General features: G+C 68.0%; 15 protein-coding genes. 7 read left to right on the top strand and 8 right to left on the bottom strand.

Annotated elements, in window-relative coordinates:
* The first annotated feature begins 96 nt into the window (after nucleotides 1–96).
* The 3 genes from CEK29_RS17100 to bamC all read left to right on the top strand — a co-directional run bounded on the left by CEK29_RS17100 (nucleotide 97) and on the right by bamC (nucleotide 2,870).
* The gene (locus CEK29_RS17100; RefSeq protein ID WP_094802428.1) at nucleotides 97–744 is read left to right on the top strand and encodes a site-2 protease family protein; all 648 of its coding nucleotides are present in this window, start codon (nucleotides 97–99) and stop codon (nucleotides 742–744) included.
* Between the two features lie 87 nt (nucleotides 745–831).
* Nucleotides 832–1,737 carry a 4-hydroxy-tetrahydrodipicolinate synthase gene (gene dapA / locus CEK29_RS17095; protein WP_094802426.1) on the top strand — a complete coding sequence of 302 codons (906 nt, stop codon included), beginning with the start codon at nucleotides 832–834 and terminating at the stop codon, nucleotides 1,735–1,737.
* A 14-nt stretch (nucleotides 1,738–1,751) separates the two neighbouring features.
* The gene (bamC, locus tag CEK29_RS17090; RefSeq protein WP_170948528.1) at nucleotides 1,752–2,870 is read left to right on the top strand and encodes an outer membrane protein assembly factor BamC; all 1,119 of its coding nucleotides are present in this window, start codon (nucleotides 1,752–1,754) and stop codon (nucleotides 2,868–2,870) included.
* A gap of 1,172 nt (nucleotides 2,871–4,042) precedes the next feature.
* Here the strand turns inward: bamC and CEK29_RS17080 are convergent.
* Both CEK29_RS17080 and mutS read right to left on the bottom strand, forming a co-directional pair.
* Nucleotides 4,043–5,230: a ribosomal protein uL16 3-hydroxylase gene (locus CEK29_RS17080; RefSeq protein WP_094858791.1), complete on the bottom strand. Its 1,188-nt coding sequence runs from the start codon at nucleotides 5,228–5,230 to the stop codon at nucleotides 4,043–4,045.
* Nucleotides 5,227–7,860, bottom strand: coding sequence for a DNA mismatch repair protein MutS (gene mutS / locus CEK29_RS17075; RefSeq protein ID WP_440588333.1), 2,634 nt, complete (start codon nucleotides 7,858–7,860; stop codon nucleotides 5,227–5,229). Before mutS ends, CEK29_RS17080 begins: the two co-directional genes overlap by 4 nt.
* A gap of 229 nt (nucleotides 7,861–8,089) precedes the next feature.
* Between mutS and CEK29_RS17070 the strand changes: the two genes are divergently transcribed.
* On the top strand, nucleotides 8,090–8,356 hold the full coding sequence (locus CEK29_RS17070; RefSeq protein WP_094802418.1) for a hypothetical protein: 267 nt from the start codon (nucleotides 8,090–8,092) through the stop codon (nucleotides 8,354–8,356).
* 151 nt (nucleotides 8,357–8,507) lie between these two features.
* On the opposite strand, the gene CEK29_RS17065 is transcribed toward CEK29_RS17070, so the two are convergent.
* Nucleotides 8,508–9,527, bottom strand: coding sequence for a zinc-binding alcohol dehydrogenase family protein (locus CEK29_RS17065; protein WP_094858789.1), 1,020 nt, complete (start codon nucleotides 9,525–9,527; stop codon nucleotides 8,508–8,510).
* 98 nt (nucleotides 9,528–9,625) lie between these two features.
* On the opposite strand from CEK29_RS17065, the gene CEK29_RS17060 reads away from it, so the two are divergent.
* Together CEK29_RS17060 and CEK29_RS17055 are read left to right on the top strand one after the other, a co-directional pair.
* A complete protein-coding gene (locus CEK29_RS17060) occupies nucleotides 9,626–10,546 on the top strand; it encodes a LysR family transcriptional regulator (protein ID WP_094858788.1) in 921 nt (306 codons plus the stop codon).
* Between the two features lie 137 nt (nucleotides 10,547–10,683).
* Nucleotides 10,684–10,896 carry a dodecin gene (locus tag CEK29_RS17055; protein ID WP_094802412.1) on the top strand — a complete coding sequence of 71 codons (213 nt, stop codon included), beginning with the start codon at nucleotides 10,684–10,686 and terminating at the stop codon, nucleotides 10,894–10,896.
* A gap of 854 nt (nucleotides 10,897–11,750) precedes the next feature.
* Here CEK29_RS17055 and CEK29_RS17050 read toward each other — a convergent pair.
* Nucleotides 11,751–12,305: an NADPH-dependent FMN reductase gene (locus CEK29_RS17050; protein WP_094802410.1), complete on the bottom strand. Its 555-nt coding sequence runs from the start codon at nucleotides 12,303–12,305 to the stop codon at nucleotides 11,751–11,753.
* A gap of 76 nt (nucleotides 12,306–12,381) precedes the next feature.
* The gene (hpxZ, locus tag CEK29_RS17045) at nucleotides 12,382–12,765 is read right to left on the bottom strand and encodes an oxalurate catabolism protein HpxZ (protein WP_094858787.1); all 384 of its coding nucleotides are present in this window, start codon (nucleotides 12,763–12,765) and stop codon (nucleotides 12,382–12,384) included.
* Between the two features lie 228 nt (nucleotides 12,766–12,993).
* Between hpxZ and CEK29_RS17040 the strand changes: the two genes are divergently transcribed.
* A complete protein-coding gene (locus tag CEK29_RS17040; protein WP_094803249.1) occupies nucleotides 12,994–13,560 on the top strand; it encodes an antibiotic biosynthesis monooxygenase in 567 nt (188 codons plus the stop codon).
* 5 nt (nucleotides 13,561–13,565) lie between these two features.
* Here CEK29_RS17040 and CEK29_RS17035 read toward each other — a convergent pair whose 3' ends face one another.
* Genes CEK29_RS17035 through CEK29_RS17025 form a run of 3 tightly spaced genes read right to left on the bottom strand, consistent with a single transcriptional unit; the run spans nucleotide 13,566 to nucleotide 15,875 of the window.
* Complete coding sequence (locus CEK29_RS17035) at nucleotides 13,566–14,291, bottom strand: GntR family transcriptional regulator (RefSeq protein ID WP_094802406.1); 726 nt, start codon at nucleotides 14,289–14,291, stop codon at nucleotides 13,566–13,568.
* Between the two features lie 10 nt (nucleotides 14,292–14,301).
* Nucleotides 14,302–15,696 (bottom strand): AtzE family amidohydrolase, encoded by a 1,395-nt coding sequence (locus CEK29_RS17030; RefSeq protein WP_094858786.1) that lies wholly within the window; start codon nucleotides 15,694–15,696, stop codon nucleotides 14,302–14,304.
* Nucleotides 15,693–15,875: a DUF4089 domain-containing protein gene (locus CEK29_RS17025; protein ID WP_094802404.1), complete on the bottom strand. Its 183-nt coding sequence runs from the start codon at nucleotides 15,873–15,875 to the stop codon at nucleotides 15,693–15,695. The genes CEK29_RS17030 and CEK29_RS17025 overlap by 4 nt, the downstream gene beginning before the upstream one ends.
* Between the last annotated feature and the right edge of the window lie 4 nt (nucleotides 15,876–15,879).

Below are 15,879 nucleotides of genomic sequence, written 5' to 3'. Positions count from 1 at the left end.
CCCCGGAGCCGTCCGCACCCGGCCTCTCAGCATGCCGGGGCGAACGCATGCGCCGCGCCACTGTCTGACTTGTGTCTGCCGCTACAATGGCCCGCCATGAATGATCTGATCCAGACGATCGCGGTCTACGCGATTCCCGTCATCTTCGCCATCACCCTGCACGAAGCCGCCCACGGCTACGTGGCGCGTCTGTTCGGCGATCCCACCGCCTGGCAGGCCGGCCGCGTCACGCTCAACCCGATCAGCCATATCGATCCGGTGGGCACGCTGCTGGTGCCGGCCATGATTCTGCTGATCTCCAAGCTCACCGGCGGTGCCGGCCTGCTGTTCGGCTGGGCCAAGCCCGTGCCGGTGGATTTCGGCCGGCTGCGCCGTCCCAAGCGCGACATGCTGTGGGTCGCGCTGGCGGGCCCCCTGTCGAATCTGTTCATGGCGATCCTCTGGGTGCTGGCCTTCCGGGTCTACATCGCGACCGGCGTGCAGGAGGGATTCTGGTACGAGATGGCCCAGGCCGGCGTGGTCGTCAACCTGGTCCTGATGGCGCTCAATCTGATTCCGCTGCTGCCGCTGGACGGAGGCCGCGTGCTGTTTTCGCTGCTGCCGCAGCGCATGGCCTGGCAATACTCGAAAATCGAGCCCTACGGCATGGTGATCGTCATTGTTTTATTGGTGACGGGCACTCTGCACTTTTTCATGGAGCCCTTCCTGGCATTTGGAAGGGTGGTGGTGAGCTGGTTTCTCTAGGTTTTCCGGCAATATCCGTTAAACTCGCCAGCTTGATCGATTCTGGCCTGCGGCATGGTGCGGCGGGCCCCGGAGCCTCTCCTTACTATGGCATCCACTGCATTGACCGCAGATGTTAGTTTTCAGGGCAGCATGGTGGCACTGGTCACCCCGATGCAGCCCGACGGCAGCCTCGATTACGCCGCGTATCGCGCGCTGATCGACTGGCACGTCGAACAAGGCACCAGCGCGCTGGTCGTCGTCGGCACCACGGGCGAATCGCCCACGGTGTCGATGGAAGAGCATGCCGAGCTGATCCGCGTGGCGGTCGAGCATGCGGCGGGCCGCATTGCGGTGATCGCCGGCGTCGGCGCCAACTCCACCGACGAGTGCATCCACCTCGCGCGTCATGCCAAGGCGGTCGGTGCGCAGGCTGGCCTGTCGGTCGTGCCCTACTACAACAAGCCTTCGCAAGAAGGCATCTATCGTCATTTCCGCGCCGTCCAGGAAGCGGTCGATCTGCCCACGGTGCTGTACAACGTGCCGGGCCGCACGGTCGCCGACATGTCCAACGAGACGGTGCTGCGTCTGACGCAGGTGCCCGGCATCATCGGCATCAAGGATGCCACCGGCGATATCGCGCGCGGCGCTCTGCTGCTGCGCGAGGCGCCTGCCTCCTTCCAGGTTTTCAGCGGCGACGACCCCACGGCCGCCGCCCTGATCCTGTTGGGCGCGCGCGGCAACATTTCGGTCACCGCCAACGTGGCTCCGCGCCTCATGGCCGACCTGTGTGCCGCCGCGTACGCTGGCGACGTGCCGCGCGTGCGTGAACTTAACGCCAAGCTCGCGCGTCTCAACAAGGCTTTGTTCATCGAAGCCAATCCCATCCCCGTCAAATGGGCGCTTGCCCAGATGGGGCGTACCGCGCTGGGCTACCGCCTGCCGCTCGTCGAACTCAGCGAGGCTCACCACGACACCGTGCGCCGCGCCCTGAACGAAACGGGCCTGCTTTGAACATGAGGACGCGTATGAAGAAACGTCATGCCGGGATTTCGGCATTGATGGCCCTGGCTTTGTTGTCTGGTTGCTCCGACATCAACCAGATGCTGGGCAATGAAGAATCTGTCGATTACAAGAGTACGCGCCGCGGCGAGCCGCTGAGCATTCCGCCTGACCTCACTCAGGCCAATTCCGATCCGCGCTACCGTGCGCCGGCCTCGGGTACGACCACGTATTCGCAGTACCAGCAGCAGGGCGCCCAGGCCGTGGCTCAGCCGCAAAACACCAACGTGCTGCCCGAGCGCGCCGACATGAAGGTCGAGCGCGACGGCAACATGCGCTGGCTCGTCGTGCAGCGTCCGCCCGAGCAGGTGTTCCCGAAGGTCGTCGACTTCTGGACGGACACCGGCTTCACGGTCAAGACCAACTCGCCGCAAGCCGGTCTGGTCGAAACCGACTGGGCCGAAAACCGCGCCAAGATCCCCGAAAGCTGGCTGCGCCAGGTGCTGGGCTCGGTGCTCGAAACCGCGTGGGATAGCGGCGAGCGCGAGAAATTCCGCACCCGCGTCGAACGCGTCAACGGCCACACCGAGATCTACATCAGCCACCAGCAGATGCTCGAGAAGCGCACCGGTCCCGACAGCGGCCAGGTGCAGTGGGAAAACGGCAAGGAAGATCCGGGCCTGAATGCCGCCATGCTGGCGCGCCTGATGGTCTATCTGGGTACCGATATCGATGCCGCGCGCAAGCTGGTCGCGCAGGCTGAAGCCGCTCCGCAGCGCCCGGCCGTGCAACAGACCGTGCGTGCCGAAGGCGCGATGCTGGTCGTGAGCGAGTCGTACGACCGCGCCTGGCGCCGTGTCGGCGTGGCGCTGGATTCGGGCGGCTTCGCGGTGGACGATCGCGATCGCTCGGCCGGCGACTACTACGTGCGCTATGTCGACACCGACACCGGCGCCAAGTCGGAAGAGCCGGGCTTCTTCAGCCGTATCTTCGGCGGCGACAAGAAGGCCGCGGCCGCGCAGTACCGCATCCACCTGTCTTCCGCGGGCGATGCCACGCAGGTCACCGTCCTCGACGGCAATGGCCAGCGCGACAGCAGCGCCACCGCCCAGCGCATGCTGAGCGTGCTGAAGGACAAGATGTAAGTCCTGCCGGAGGGCGGGGGCTTCCCCGCCAGTCATGAAAAAACCAGACCTCTCGGGGTCTGGTTTTTTTTCGTCCGCGGCTGGGGGAGTGCGTCGTGCGTTGCACGCCGCACGTTGCACGGCGGACGTTCCACGCCGCACGTTGCACGGCGGACGTTCCACGCCGCACGTTCCACGCCGCGCGTTCCACGCCGGACGTTCCACGCCGGACGTTGCATGCCGCAAACGAAACAAAGCCGGCAGGTGTTGATGCCTGCCGGCTTTGTCGGGACCCGGCCTGCTGCGGTGGGGCTCCCTCGCAGGCCGGGTGTCTGGTGCTGGCGGGGGTCGGGATCCCGCGCCGGCGGATCTTGCGCTTACGACGCGGGGGTCGTCGAGCCACCGCTCGGAGCCGAGCTGCCGGGGGCCGGAGCCGGGGCGGGAGCCGGGGTCGAGGGGGCGGGGGCCGGAGCCGGTGCCGTGGTGGCCGGAGCCGAGCCGCCGGCCGGGGCCGCGGTTTCTTCCTTCTTATTGCAAGCAGTCAGGGCAACGGCCAGAACCGAAGCCACAATCAGGGTTTTGCTCATCATGTCGAGACTCCTGTTGGATTGAAAATCGTGGTCCCGTGGAAGGGGAAACCAGGCCCCTCGGGCCGCGGGCGCAGGGGGTTCTACGCCACGACCTAGGGGAAACCAGAATTCAGGCTACAGGAATCATTCCGCCGCTTGCGTGTGGAAATTAAAGAGGTGGCATCCCAAGTGCAACAATTCTTACTGCTATGTGTATCCCATATCCAAACGTGTCCGCGCTTAAAGAGTAATTAGCGTTCTGTGTGGGATGGACACGATTGGGTATCCAGATCGTACGAAAACGAGCCTGCCGACACCCTCAAGAATGCGGATTTCGCGCATTTCATGCAATCGCTGACGCCGGGATGACAAAAGGCCCCGCATGCGCGGCCAAGCAGTGGGGAGGACAAAGGCCCCTGCATGCACAGCCCCGCAGGGATGACAGGGGCCCCTGCATGCGCGGCCCCGCATTGGCCGCCGCAATGACAATCGCCCCGGCGAGCCGGGGCGATGCGTGCCAGACAGGTTCAGCCGCGCGGGGCGGTCGGCGGCGGGAGCTCGGAGGGGCCGCCGCCGCGGCCCTCGGCGAGGTCATGCAAGCGCGCCGCCACAGCCGCGCTGCGCTCAGGGGCGGTAGTGCAGCCAGCCCGAGTCCAGCCAATCGGCCAGGCAGGCGCGGGCATCGTCGGACAGCTTGCGGCAACGGGCGTCGGCGCAGGCGAGCTCGCGGGCATCGGCCAGCTCCCGCAGGGCGGCATCGGCGGGCACCATGGCGGTTTCGCCGTTGATGAACAGCTGGCGGCCGCGATACAGCATGCGGCTGCGGCGATCCAGCACCAGACGGCCGGCCTCGGGCCAGCTGTCTTCGAGGTCGACCGGGTCCTCCGGGCTGTCGAACACGCTCAGCTGGCTCGGCTCGGTAAGCCAGCAGCCCAGGAAGCGCGATGCCAGCGCATCGTCGAAGCGCAGCTTCTGCAGCGTGGCCAGCGTGGCCTCGACCAAGGCGTCGGGCAGCGCGGCCGGCTGCCCGGTGGCGGGCTGGCCCGGATCGCGGTAGATGCCGTCGAGGCGCGGGCCGGGCAGGGCGGGCTCGCCGTAGGGGCCGCCGAGCAGGCCCACGCGCGCCATCGCCTGGTCGGCCGCGGCTTCGAGCAGGCCGCGGGCCAGATTCGCCTGAGTCGGGGCGCGAAAGCCGATGGAGATGGTCATGCAGTCGTCGTCGAGCGCCACGCCGTCGTGGGCGGCCTGCGGCGGCAGGTAGAGCATGTCGCCGGGCTCGAGGACGGCTTCTTCTTCGGGTTCGAAGTTCGACAGGATCTTGAGCGGCAGGCCGGGCTCGAGCGAGAGGTCTTTCTGGCGGCCCCAGCGCCAGCGGCGCCGGCCCTGGCCTTGCAGCAGGAAGACGTCGTAGCTGTCGAAGTGCGGCCCCACGCCGCCGCCGGTGGAGGCGATGCTGACCATCAGGTCGTCCAGGCGCGCGTCGGGCACGAAGCGGAACTGCTGGATCAGCGCGGCCGCGGCGTCGCTGTGCAGGTCGAGGCTCTGCACCAGCAGCGTCCATTCGGGCTCGTTGACCTTGGGCAGGCGCGCGAACGGGCCGTTCTCCATGTTCCATTCGCCGCCCTCGCGCCAGATCAGGCGGGATTCGACGTCATCGCGGCGCGCCAGCTTCTTGAGTGCGGCCACGCTTTCGGGCGGACGCATGCCGGGCACGGCGCCCCGGATCAGCAGCGGCTTGCGCTGCCAGTAGCGGCGCATGAAGGTGTCGGGCGACAGGCCGCCGAGCAGGGTGAGAGGCAGGTCGGTTTTCATGCGAGATGGGCCTTGAGTCGGTACAGGGCGTCCAGCGCTTCGCGCGGGGTGAGGCTGTCGGGATCGATGGAGGCGAGTTCGGTGCGCAGCGCGGCGAGGGCGTCCAGCGCCGCGTCGTGGTCGGCGCTGGCCTGGCTCTGGGCCTCGGCGTCGATGGCCGCGGCGAACAGGCCGAGTTGAGGCGTGGGCGCGCCCTGGGCTTCGAGGCGCTCGAGTTCGCGGGACGCCTGGCGGATCACGGCGGCGGGCACACCGGCGCGCTGCGCCACCTGGATCCCGTAGCTGCGGCTCGCGGGCCCCTCGCGCACTTCGTGCAGGAAGACGATGCCGCCAGCGGACTCGGCCGCGGCCAGATGCACGTTGGCCGCGGTGGGCTGCTCGGACGGCAGGCGCGTGAGCTCGAAGTAATGCGTGGCGAACAGCGTGAGTGCGCGGTTGTGCGTGAGCAGCCGCTGCGCGATCGCCCACGCCAGCGCGAGGCCGTCGTAGGTCGAGGTGCCGCGGCCGATTTCGTCCATCAGCACCAGGCTGTGCGTGGTGCTGGCGGCCAGGATGGCGGCAGCCTCCGTCATTTCCATCATGAAGGTGGAGCGTCCGCCCGCGAGGTCGTCGGCGGCGCCGATGCGGGTGAAGATGCGGTCGATGCGGCCGATGCGCGCGCTCGCGGCGGGCACGAAGCTGCCGGTGCGCGCGAGCAGCACGATCAGCGCCACCTGCCGCATGTAGGTCGATTTACCGCCCATGTTGGGGCCGGTGATCAGCAGCATGCGGCGCGTCGGGTCGAGGCGGCAGCCGTTGGGCGTGAAGCGCTCGATCGCGTTCTCGACCACGGGATGGCGGCCGGCCTCGATCTCGATGTCGGCCTGCTCGGACAACTCCGGCGCGGCCCAGTCGTGGCGGCGGGCGTGCTCGGCGAGGGCCGCCAGGGTGTCGAGTTCGGCCAGCGCGCCGGCGCAGTCCGACAGCGGGCGCACATGGGTGGCCAGCACGTCGAGCACCTGTTCGAACAGCCACTTCTCGCGCGCCAGCGAGCGGTCCTGCGCGGACAGCACCTTGTCTTCCCAGGTTTTGAGCTCGGGCGTGATGTAGCGCTCGGCGTTCTTCAGGGTCTGGCGGCGGCGGTAGTCGTCGGGCACCTTGTCGGTCTGGCCCTTGGTGACTTCGATATAGAAGCCGTGCACGCGGTTGAACTCCACGCGCAGATTGCTGATGCCGGTGCGTTCGCGTTCGCGCGCTTCGAGCTGGATCAGGAACTCTCCGCCGTCGGCGGCCAGTGCGCGCAGTTCGTCGAGCTCGGCGTCGAAGCCGGTGGCGATCACGCCGCCATCGCGAATGGCCACCGCGGGCTCCTGCGCGATGGCGCGCTGAAGCAGCTCGGCAATCGCGGGATCGAGCGTGAGGTGCCGCGCGAGGGCCGCGACGCGCGCGGCGCCGGTGGCCGGGGCGAGCAGCGCGTGCAGCTGCGGCAGCGTGGCGAGCGCGTCGCGCAGGCTGGCGAGCTCGCGCGGGCGCACCGAGCGCAGCGCCAGCCGCGCGGCGATGCGTTCGATGTCCGGAAACACCTGCAGCGCGCCGCGCAGCGACTCCAGCAGGCCCGCGGCGCCGAAGGTCTGGTCCATGTCGAGGCGCGCCGTCATGAGCGCGGTGATCGCCTCCTGGCGCGCCAGCACCGGCGCGTTGTCGCGCAGCGGGTGATGCAGCCAGCGGCGCAGCAGCCGGCTGCCCATGGGCGTGCGGCAGCCGTCGAGCAGCGAGAACAGCGTGGGCGCGTCTTCGCCGGAGAGGGTCTGCGTGAGCTCGAGATTGCGGCGCGTGACCGGGTCCATCAGCACATAGAGGCCGGCGCGTTCGGCGGCGATGGTCTGCACGTGGGCAAGCGCGTGCGACTGGGTGCGGGCGGCATAACGCAGCAGCGCGCCGGCCGCGCACACCGCCACCGGCATGTCTTCGACATCGAAGCCGGCGAGGCTGTCGGTCTTGAAGTGCGCGAGCAGATGCCCGCGCGCGCCATCGGCCTCGAAATGCCAGTCGGGCACGCGCGTGCGCGCGCCGTCGAAGCTCAGCTGCAGCTCGGTGCTGTCGGCGTAGATCACCTCGGCCGGGGCGATGCGATGCAATTCGGATTCGAGCTGAGCCGGGCTGCACTCGGTGACGTGGAAGTCGCCGCTGGCCAGGTTGAGCCAGGCCAGGCCGGCGCGCGGATCGCGCGCCTTGCCCGACACGCAGACCGCCGCCAGCGCGCGATCGGCCTTGGCCGGCAGCAGGGCGTCGTCGGTCAGGGTGCCCGGCGTGACGATGCGCACGATGCGGCGTTCGACCGGGCCCTTGGAGGCGGCCGGATCGCCGATCTGTTCGCAGATGGCGACCGATTCGCCCTGCGCCACCAGCTTGGCCAGGTACTGCTCCATGGCATGCACGGGCAGGCCGGCCATCGGAATCGGCGAGCCATTCGAACTGCCGCGTTTGGTCAGCGTGAGATTGAGCAGACGCGCGCCGCGCTCGGCGTCTTCGTAGAACATCTCGTAGAAATCGCCCATGCGATAGAAGAGCAGCAGCGGGCCGGCCTCGGCCTTGAGCCGGAGGTACTGCTGCATCATGGGAGTGTGTTGGGAATCAACAGCTTGCGTCATGTCGGATAACACTTATCGGTGCCACGGCCCGCGCGCGGAGGGCGGGGCGCGGCACGCAAAGAGGTCGAAAAAGGCAACGCACCGCGAGCCAGGCCGGCGGTGCGTGAGCGCGTGCGATGCGCGCTGAGTCGGGCGTCATTGTAGACGCAAGGTTCCGCACGGACGACACCCGCGCCGGCGCCGCATGCGCTACCCTGGTCCTGTTCCGTGCCGCAAAAGGAAGTGCCCCATGCCGCCACTCATCGCACTGATCGCGGGCTTCGCCATGCTGGGGGTGTTCGTGCTGCTCGGACGCTCGAACCGGCGGGTCGCCTGCTATGGCTTCATCGCGGCCTGGCTCGCGCTCTGCGTGGCGCATTTCAGCTACGCCACGCGCGTGGCGGCCTTCGGGTTCCAGCAGGAGTTGGCGGTGCACGCCGGCGTTTTCGGCTTGCCGGCATTGCTCGCATTGATATTGGCCGGCATGTTCCATCGCAGACAGCCGCCGTCGTCTTGAGCATGGCTCCAGAGGCACGACTCGATAAGCACGATTAGAGAGCCACGGCCCGCCTCGTGCGACGACGCGCGCCGTCGTCCCGTTCGCCACACGCCAATAGAAAAAGCGCGCGCAGGCCCGAGCCCGCGCGCGCTTTGTCCAGGCCTTGCACTCAGGCGCCGAAGCCCTCGAGCACGATCTTGCCGCGGGCGCGGCCGCTCTCGATGAAGGCATGCGCGCGGCGCAGGTTGGCCGCGTTGATCTTGCCGTAGTGCTCGCCCAGGGTAGTGCGCAACAGCCCGGCGTCGATCAGGCGCGAGACCTGGGTGAGCAGGTCGTGCTGCGCCTGCATGTCGGCGGTCTTGTGCATCGAACGCGCGAACATGAATTCCCAGTGCAGCGCGGCGGATTTGCCTTTGAGTTTGCGCACGTCGATCGCGGCGGGGTCGTCGATGAGCGCGATGGCGCCCTGCGGCGCGATCACTTGCGCCATCGCCTCGAAATGCTGGTCGGTGGCGGTGAGGCCGGCGATGTACTCGACCTGCGGGATGCCGATGCGGGCGAGCTCATCGGCCAGCGGCCGGGTGTGGTCGATCACATGGTGCGCGCCGGCCTGCCGGACCCATTCCTGCGTTTCGGGCCGCGAGGCGGTGCCGATCACCGTCAGGCCGGTGAGCTGACGTGCCAACTGCACCAGAATCGAGCCCACGCCGCCCGCGGCGCCGATCACCAGCAGCGCCCGGCCGCTGGGGCCGCGATTGTCCAGCACGCGTAGACGGTCGAACAGCAATTCCCAGGCGGTGATGGCCGTGAGCGGCAGGGCGGCGGCCTGCGCGAACGACAGCGACGCCGGCATGGCGCCGACGATGCGCTCGTCGACCACGTGCTGTTCGCTGTTGGCGCCCGGCCGGTCGAGCGCGCCCGCATACCAGACCCGGTCGCCCGGCTTGAACAGGCTGACCTGCGCGCCGACGGCCTCGACCACGCCGGCCGCGTCCCAGCCCAGCACTTCGGGACGGCCTTCCTTGGGCTGACGATTGGCGCGGATCTTGACGTCGACCGGGTTGACCGAAATGGCCTCGACGCGCACGAGCAGGTCGCGCGGGCCCGGGGTGGGCGTCGGCAGTTCGATGTCCTGCAGGCTTTGCGGGTCGTCGGCGGGGAGGTTGCGGGTGTAGGCAATGGCTTTCATGGCAAAGGTCTCAATTAGGAGCGATGGGCCATCATCGCCTGTGCCGATGGATTGAAAAAGGGGCTAGCATCGCAGTCAGTTTCAAAGGGAATTTGAAAATGACCGCAGAAAGACTGGAGGATCTCAGGCTCCTCGTGGCCGCGGCGGACGCAGGCAGCTTTTCGCAGGCGGCGCGCGACCTGGACCTGACGCCCGCGGTGGCCAGCGCCGCCATCAAGCGTCTGGAACAGGCGCTGGGCGTGCGGCTCTTCGCGCGCTCCACCCGCAGCCTGCGGCTGACGGCCGACGGCGAGCGCTATTGCGAGCATGTGCGGCAGGCACTCGCGGCGCTGCAGCGCGGACGGCAGGCGGTCGAGCAGGAGCACGACGGCGTCGCCGGCACGCTGTCGCTGTCGATGCCGTCCGATCTGGGGCGGCACGTGCTGCTGCCCTGGCTCGATGCGTTCCAGAGCGAGCATCCCAAGGTGCGGCTGCGCGTCTTCATCAGCGACCGGCTCGCCGATCTCTATCGTCAGCCGGTCGATCTGGCGATCCGTTATGGCACGCCCGACGACTCCAACATGGTGGCGCTGCCGCTGGCGCCGCATAACCGCCGGGTGCTGTGCGCGGCGCCGGCTTACATCGCCCGGCATGGCGCGCCGGCCACGCCGCAGGACCTGCGCGCCCACAACTGTCTGACCTTCATGCTGGGCGACGCGGTGCACGATCGCTGGACGTTCGTGTCGGAGGAGGGCCGTTCGACCACGGTGGCCGTGAACGGCGATCGCGCGGGCGACGACGGCGACATGGTGCGGCGCTGGGCGGTGCAGGGCGCGGGGATTGCCTACAAATCGGGCTTCGACGTGGCCGCCGATCTCGCCGCGGGCAGGCTGTTGCCGCTGCTGCCCGATTATGTGACGGAGTCCACCCCGGTGTATCTGTTGTGCGTGCACCGGGCCAGCCTGTCGCCGGCCGTACGCAGGCTGCGCGACTTTCTGCAGGCGCGCTTCGCGCATTACGGCGTACCCGACGTGTCCTGAACGCCGAAGGATGCGGTAACAAGGCGCCGTCCCAGGTGGGTGGCCGCGGCGCGGCATGCATGATTCAATGAAATCGAGGGCTGCCTTGCCGCATGCCGTGGCAGGGTCGATGTCCCGGATCTCTCAGGAGGTGCGCCATGAGTCATGTGTATAAACAGATCGAATTGGTCGGTTCGTCCGCCGTGTCGAGCGACGACGCCATCGAACGCGCCATCGAACGCGCCTCGTCCACCCTGCGCAATCTGGACTGGTTCGAAGTGACCGAGGTGCGTGGTCACATCAAGGACGGCAAGATCGCCCACTGGCAGGTCGGCCTCAAGGTCGGCATGCGCCTCGAAGAGGACGACTGATCACGGACGTCCCGTTCGGTCCGGTGCGGGTGCGCAAAGCTTGCGCACCCCGCGCAAGTCCCTGATCTTAAGCCGGAATTTCGGCTTGTCAGGCGACTGTTCAGTGGGTTGTCCACATTCGGCGTGGATAACGCCCCGAGAGATGGGTGGTCAATGTTTGACCGCCCGCTCCAAGTCATTGAGATGACAAGCAATTTCTGGCTTGTCAGCAGCCTGTTCAACAGTTTGTCCACATTCGGCGGGGATAATTCCCAGGCCCACGCGGGCGTCGCGCGACGCGGGCGCCGGTGGTGCGAATGGGCAATCTGTGACCAGCGCTCAGAACTCCTTGATTGCACAGCTTATTTCGGAGTTGTGCCGCCAGTCATCCTCAGCTTTTCCACATCGGGCGGGGATAAGTGTGGGCGGCTGGGGTGCGCGGCCGTGCGCCCGCCTGCGTAGCCAAGCTTCCCGGCGCTGCTCAATTCTTGAGCGCACGCGCCAAGCCGCTGATTCGACACTCTTTTTCCGGCTTGTTAGTCAGGTGTTCCCGGCTTTGTCCACACAGGCTGGGGACAAATCGATGACAGCGGGACGGCATTGAGCAATCATTGCCCGGCGCTCGCAAGTGCATGATTCCAAAGTGGAATTCGGAGCTGCCCTCAGGCTGTCCTCAACGTTTTCCACATTTGGCGGGGATAACCCCGGAAGGCTGGCCGCGCCTTCGGCGCGGCGGTGATACAGGGGAGCGGCGCTTGGAGGCGGGGGCACCCGGCGAGGGGCGCCCTTGGCCGGGCGCCCTTGGCCGGGTGTCTCTGACCGGGTGTCCCTGACCGGGTGCCCCGGCCCGGGGGCCACCCGACTGACGGGGCCCGTCACTTCGCCAGGCGTTCGATCCAGGCGATGTAGTTGTCGACCCAGCCCTGCAGGAACTTGCGGGTGCCGTCGTTGGTGATGTTGCCGTCGGCGTCGATCTGGCCTTCCTTCCATTGCATGAACACTTCGGGCGTGGTCAGCAGGTTCACGCCCTCCGCGGCCAGCACGTTGCGCAGATGCTGCTGGGCCATGCCGGTGCCGGCGGCCGACGGCGAGGTGCCCAGCAAACCGCCGGTCTTGCCGGCCCAGACATTCTTGCCCCACGGGCGGGTGCCCCAGTCGATCGCATTCTTGAGCGCGGCCGGAATCGAACGGTTGTGCTCGGGCGTGACGAACAGCACGGCCTGCGCGTCCACGATCTGCTGCTTCATCTTGGCGGCGGGGGCGGGCATGTCGTCTTCGATGTCCTGATTGAACAGCGGGATGTCGCCCAGGCTGACGTAATCGAACTTCACATGGGCGGGCACCAGCTTTTCGAGCGCGCGGGCCAGTTGCAGATTGAACGAGGCGGCACGCAGGCTGCCGACGAAAACAGCGATCTTGACGGTACTCATGGAGCGGCTCCGGATGAGGGTAAAAAGCCAGTGTAGACGGGGCGCGGGCCTCACTCAATGAAGCGCGCCCGGGCACTCACGCCATCAGACTCACATGGGCAGCGACGACGCGCCAGCCCTCGCTCGTGCGCATCCAGGTCTGGCTCTGGCGGCCTGTCCGGGTCGAGCCTTCGCGCGTGAATTCGATGTGCGTGGTGGCGAAGTCGTTGCCGTATGTCGTGACCACGCTGCGGCTGACCGTGCGGGCGAGCCCCTGCGACGGGCGCTGGGCCCGGAACGCCTGGATCTCGTCGTAGCCATACAGATTCTCGGTCGCGCCGTAGCGCAGGGTGTGCGGGCTATTCCAGAACAGTTCGTCGAGTACGGCCACATCGTTGGTCACGAGGGCCTGCTCGTAGCGGGCGAACTGCGCGCTGACTTCGGCTTGGATGTCTGGTTGGTTGATGGCGGGCGTGGGCATGACGGGCTCGATCGGTAGGCACCAGGATGGTGCGGGAGACTAGGGTAATCACCAAGATGGTGTTTGTTGCGGTGCAAAATAAATGAGCGTGGCTACGAGCGTACGTGTCTGGCCAGGGAAATGCTGCGCTGCAAAGTTGGCATGCGGTTTGCTAGGGTAAGTACGGAGCCTGATTTGCCCCGCAGGCCCGCCCCGTTGCACAGGAGTCGCCCTATGTCCGCCGCCGTAATGTCCGTACCCGCCCCCGTCACCATGCTCGTCACGCGCAGGATCGCCCCCGAGAACTATGGCGATTTTCTGGCGTGGATGCGACAGGGAGAAATCCTGGCGGCGGGTTTTCCGGGCTTTCTGGGCTCGGGGGTATTGCAGCCGCCCGAGGGAGGCGATCAATACCAGATCGTGCTGCGATTCACCGACGAAGACAGCCTGAATCGGTGGGAGAAGTCCCTGCCGCGCCGCATGTGGCTCGAGCGCGGCGCCAAACTGGTCCGCCACAGCCATGTGCATCGCGTCAGCGGCATGGACAGCTGGTTCGGTCCGCAAAAGAGCGCGCCGCCGCGCTGGAAGCAGGCGATCAGCATCTGGATCGCCTACTTCCCGATGCTGCTGCTGTTTTCCTTCCTGCTCAACGAACAACTGAGCGCCATGCCGCTGTTCTGGCGCGTGCTCGTCACGACGGCCAGCATGACGCCGATCCTTTCGTTCGTGTGCATCCCCGTCATCACGCGCCTGCTGCACTTCTGGCTGCATCCGGGCCAGGGCGGGTCGCGCCGCGTGCGCGCGCTGCGCGGTTGAATCCTTCATGAAACCGGCGTGGCGGCCACCCGCCGCGCCGAGTACAGCCGGTGCAGCGTGATCTTGCGCACCTCCGCCTGACTGGCCTCGATATGGGCGCGCAGCAGCGCGCACGCCTGGGCGGCGTCGCGCGCATGGATGGCGCGCAGAATCATCCCGTGCTCGTCATAGGTCTTGGCGATGCGGTCGGTCTGGGTGAAGTCGAGCCGGCGCACGATGCGGATGCGTTCGGTCGCGGCGCGATGCACGCGGGCCATCTCGGGGTTGCCGGCGGCGGCCACGAGATCGATATGAAAGCTCTCGTCCAGACGCGCCACCTGTTCGCCGTCGTCGATGCGTTCCGCGACCGGCGCCAGCCAGATCGCCGTCAGCGCCGATAGCGGGTTGCGGCCATCGGCGGTGCGTGCTGGCTCGCGGGCGCAGAGGCGGCGCACCGCCGTCTGCTCCAGTACCAGCCGCAGATCATAGAAATGATCCAGCGTGTTGAAGTCGAGCGGTCGCACCAGCCAGCCGTTGCGATGCCGCACCTCGAGGTAGCCCTCGCGTTCGAGGCGAAACAAGGCCTCGCGCACCGGCGTGCGGCTGACCTGCAGGCGTTCCGCGACCTCGGTCTCGGTGAAGCGGTCTCCGGGTGCGAGCCGGTAATCCAGGATGTCCTGCTTGACGGCTTCGTAGACGGAGTCGGCGCGCGAACGCGGCGGCGAGTCGGGGGCGGGGGAGAGCCGGTCCATGGCGCAATCCTCAGTCCGTCGACACGGCGCGGGCATGCGCCAGACCGGCCTGCTCGAGCGCGTGCGCCGCGGCCAGACTATGGTGTTCGCGCCAGGGTGCGGCGATCAGCTGCACGCCCAGCGGCAGGTGCCGGTCGTCGTCCCGGCCCTGCCAGAGCGGTGCGACCGCCACCGGCAGACCGATACACGAGATGGGTTGCGTGAGCAGGCCCATGCTCGCGCGGGCCGGCAGCTCGCGGCCGTTGAGTGTCAGGATTTCGGTGCCGATGACGGGCGCGGGCACCGGCGTGGCCGGCGCGATCAGCACGTCGTAGTGTTCGAAGAGGGCAAGCGCCTGTGCCAGGAACCGACGGCGCACCCGCTGCGCCTGCACCACCCAGGTGGCCGGCACGAGGCTGCCCGCCACCAGCCGCGCGCGCGAATGCGGCTCGTAGTGGGCGTAATGCGTGGTCAGGCGCTGGCGATGCAGCGCGCCACCCTCGGCGGCGGTGATGATGAAGGCCGCGGCGCGGGCCTGGGCGGCGCCGGGCAATTCGACGACCGCGCTGGCGCGCAGCGCGTCGGCCGCCAGCGCGACGCTGCGGCGCGCCTGCTCGCCCGCGTGATCGTGGAAGTAGCCGCCCAGCACGGCCACCCGCAGCCCGGCCGCCGTGTCGGCCTGCTCGCGCACGGGCTCGGCGGCCCGTGGGGCGCAGGCCGGGTCTTGCGGGTCCGGGCCTTGCATCAGATCGTAGGCCAGCGCCAGGTCGGCCACGTTGGCGGCGAACGGCCCCAGATGATCCAGGCTGTGCACGAACGGAAAGGTCCGGTTGCGCGGCAGGCGACCGAACGTCGGCTTCAGGCCGAAGATGCCGCACAGCGAGGCCGGCACGCGGATCGACCCGTTGGTGTCCGAACCCAGCGTGATCGGCACCAGTCCTGCCGCCACCGCGGCCGCGCTGCCGCCCGACGAGCCGCCCGCGATGCGGGACGGGTCGTGCGGATTGCGCGTGGCGCCGTAGTGCGTGTTTTCGGTGGTGAAGCCGTAGGCGTGCTCATCCATGTTGAGCGTGCCGACCAGCACCGCGCCCGCCGCGCGCAGGCGCGCCACCAGCGGGGCGTCCGCCGTGGCAGGCGGGGCATCGGCATTGACCTTGCCGCCGGCCAGCGTGGGCAGCCCCGCCACGTCGAACAGGTTTTTCACGGCGAACGGCACGCCCGCCAGCGGCGGCAGCGGCGTGCCGGCCGCGCGCGCCGCGTCGATCGCCCGGGCCTCGGCGCGGGCGCGGCTCTCGGTCAGCGTGACGAAGCTGTTGATGCCCGGATCCCTATCGCGGATACGCGCCAGGGTGGCGTCGAGCACGGCCCGCGCGGTGGTCTCACCGCGCGCCACGCGGTGGGCGATCTCGTGCGCGCTGGCCGTCATGGCAGATAGACCGGCGCGGGTTCGAGGTCGAGCGGCAGCGCCTCGCGGGTGACTTCCTGCGCGATCGCCTCGATGCGCGCGAACTGCCCGATCACGTCCTGCGTCTCGTCTTCGGAGAGACGAAAGCCCTGCAGCAGCAGCGCGCTGCGCACGTATTGGTCGATGGTGTCTTGCGTCATGGTC

The sequence above is a fragment of the Bordetella genomosp. 5 genome, assembly GCF_002261475.1.
Classification (GTDB): domain Bacteria; phylum Pseudomonadota; class Gammaproteobacteria; order Burkholderiales; family Burkholderiaceae_B; genus Bordetella.
The sequence above is the reverse complement of the archived record's forward strand: the minus strand, read 5'-3'. Positions and strand labels throughout refer to the sequence as shown.

Excerpts from the sequence above, each read along its gene's own strand:
- hpxZ (WP_094858787.1), bottom strand. The coding sequence starts at position 12,765 with ATGCCCACGCCCGCCATCAACCAACCAGACATCCAAGCCGAAGTCAGC.
- CEK29_RS17100 (WP_094802428.1), top strand. The coding sequence starts at position 97 with ATGAATGATCTGATCCAGACGATCGCGGTCTACGCGATTCCCGTCATC.
- mutS (WP_440588333.1), bottom strand. The coding sequence starts at position 7,860 with ATGACGCAAGCTGTTGATTCCCAACACACTCCCATGATGCAGCAGTAC.
- CEK29_RS17070 (WP_094802418.1), top strand. The coding sequence starts at position 8,090 with ATGCCGCCACTCATCGCACTGATCGCGGGCTTCGCCATGCTGGGGGTG.
- dapA (WP_094802426.1), top strand. The coding sequence starts at position 832 with ATGGCATCCACTGCATTGACCGCAGATGTTAGTTTTCAGGGCAGCATG.
- CEK29_RS17050 (WP_094802410.1), bottom strand. The coding sequence starts at position 12,305 with ATGAGTACCGTCAAGATCGCTGTTTTCGTCGGCAGCCTGCGTGCCGCC.
- CEK29_RS17065 (WP_094858789.1), bottom strand. The coding sequence starts at position 9,527 with ATGAAAGCCATTGCCTACACCCGCAACCTCCCCGCCGACGACCCGCAA.
- CEK29_RS17055 (WP_094802412.1), top strand. The coding sequence starts at position 10,684 with ATGAGTCATGTGTATAAACAGATCGAATTGGTCGGTTCGTCCGCCGTG.
- CEK29_RS17025 (WP_094802404.1), bottom strand. The coding sequence starts at position 15,875 with ATGACGCAAGACACCATCGACCAATACGTGCGCAGCGCGCTGCTGCTG.
- CEK29_RS17080 (WP_094858791.1), bottom strand. The coding sequence starts at position 5,230 with ATGAAAACCGACCTGCCTCTCACCCTGCTCGGCGGCCTGTCGCCCGAC.
- CEK29_RS17040 (WP_094803249.1), top strand. The coding sequence starts at position 12,994 with ATGTCCGTACCCGCCCCCGTCACCATGCTCGTCACGCGCAGGATCGCC.
- CEK29_RS17060 (WP_094858788.1), top strand. The coding sequence starts at position 9,626 with ATGACCGCAGAAAGACTGGAGGATCTCAGGCTCCTCGTGGCCGCGGCG.
- CEK29_RS17030 (WP_094858786.1), bottom strand. The coding sequence starts at position 15,696 with ATGACGGCCAGCGCGCACGAGATCGCCCACCGCGTGGCGCGCGGTGAG.
- bamC (WP_170948528.1), top strand. The coding sequence starts at position 1,752 with ATGAAGAAACGTCATGCCGGGATTTCGGCATTGATGGCCCTGGCTTTG.
- CEK29_RS17035 (WP_094802406.1), bottom strand. The coding sequence starts at position 14,291 with ATGGACCGGCTCTCCCCCGCCCCCGACTCGCCGCCGCGTTCGCGCGCC.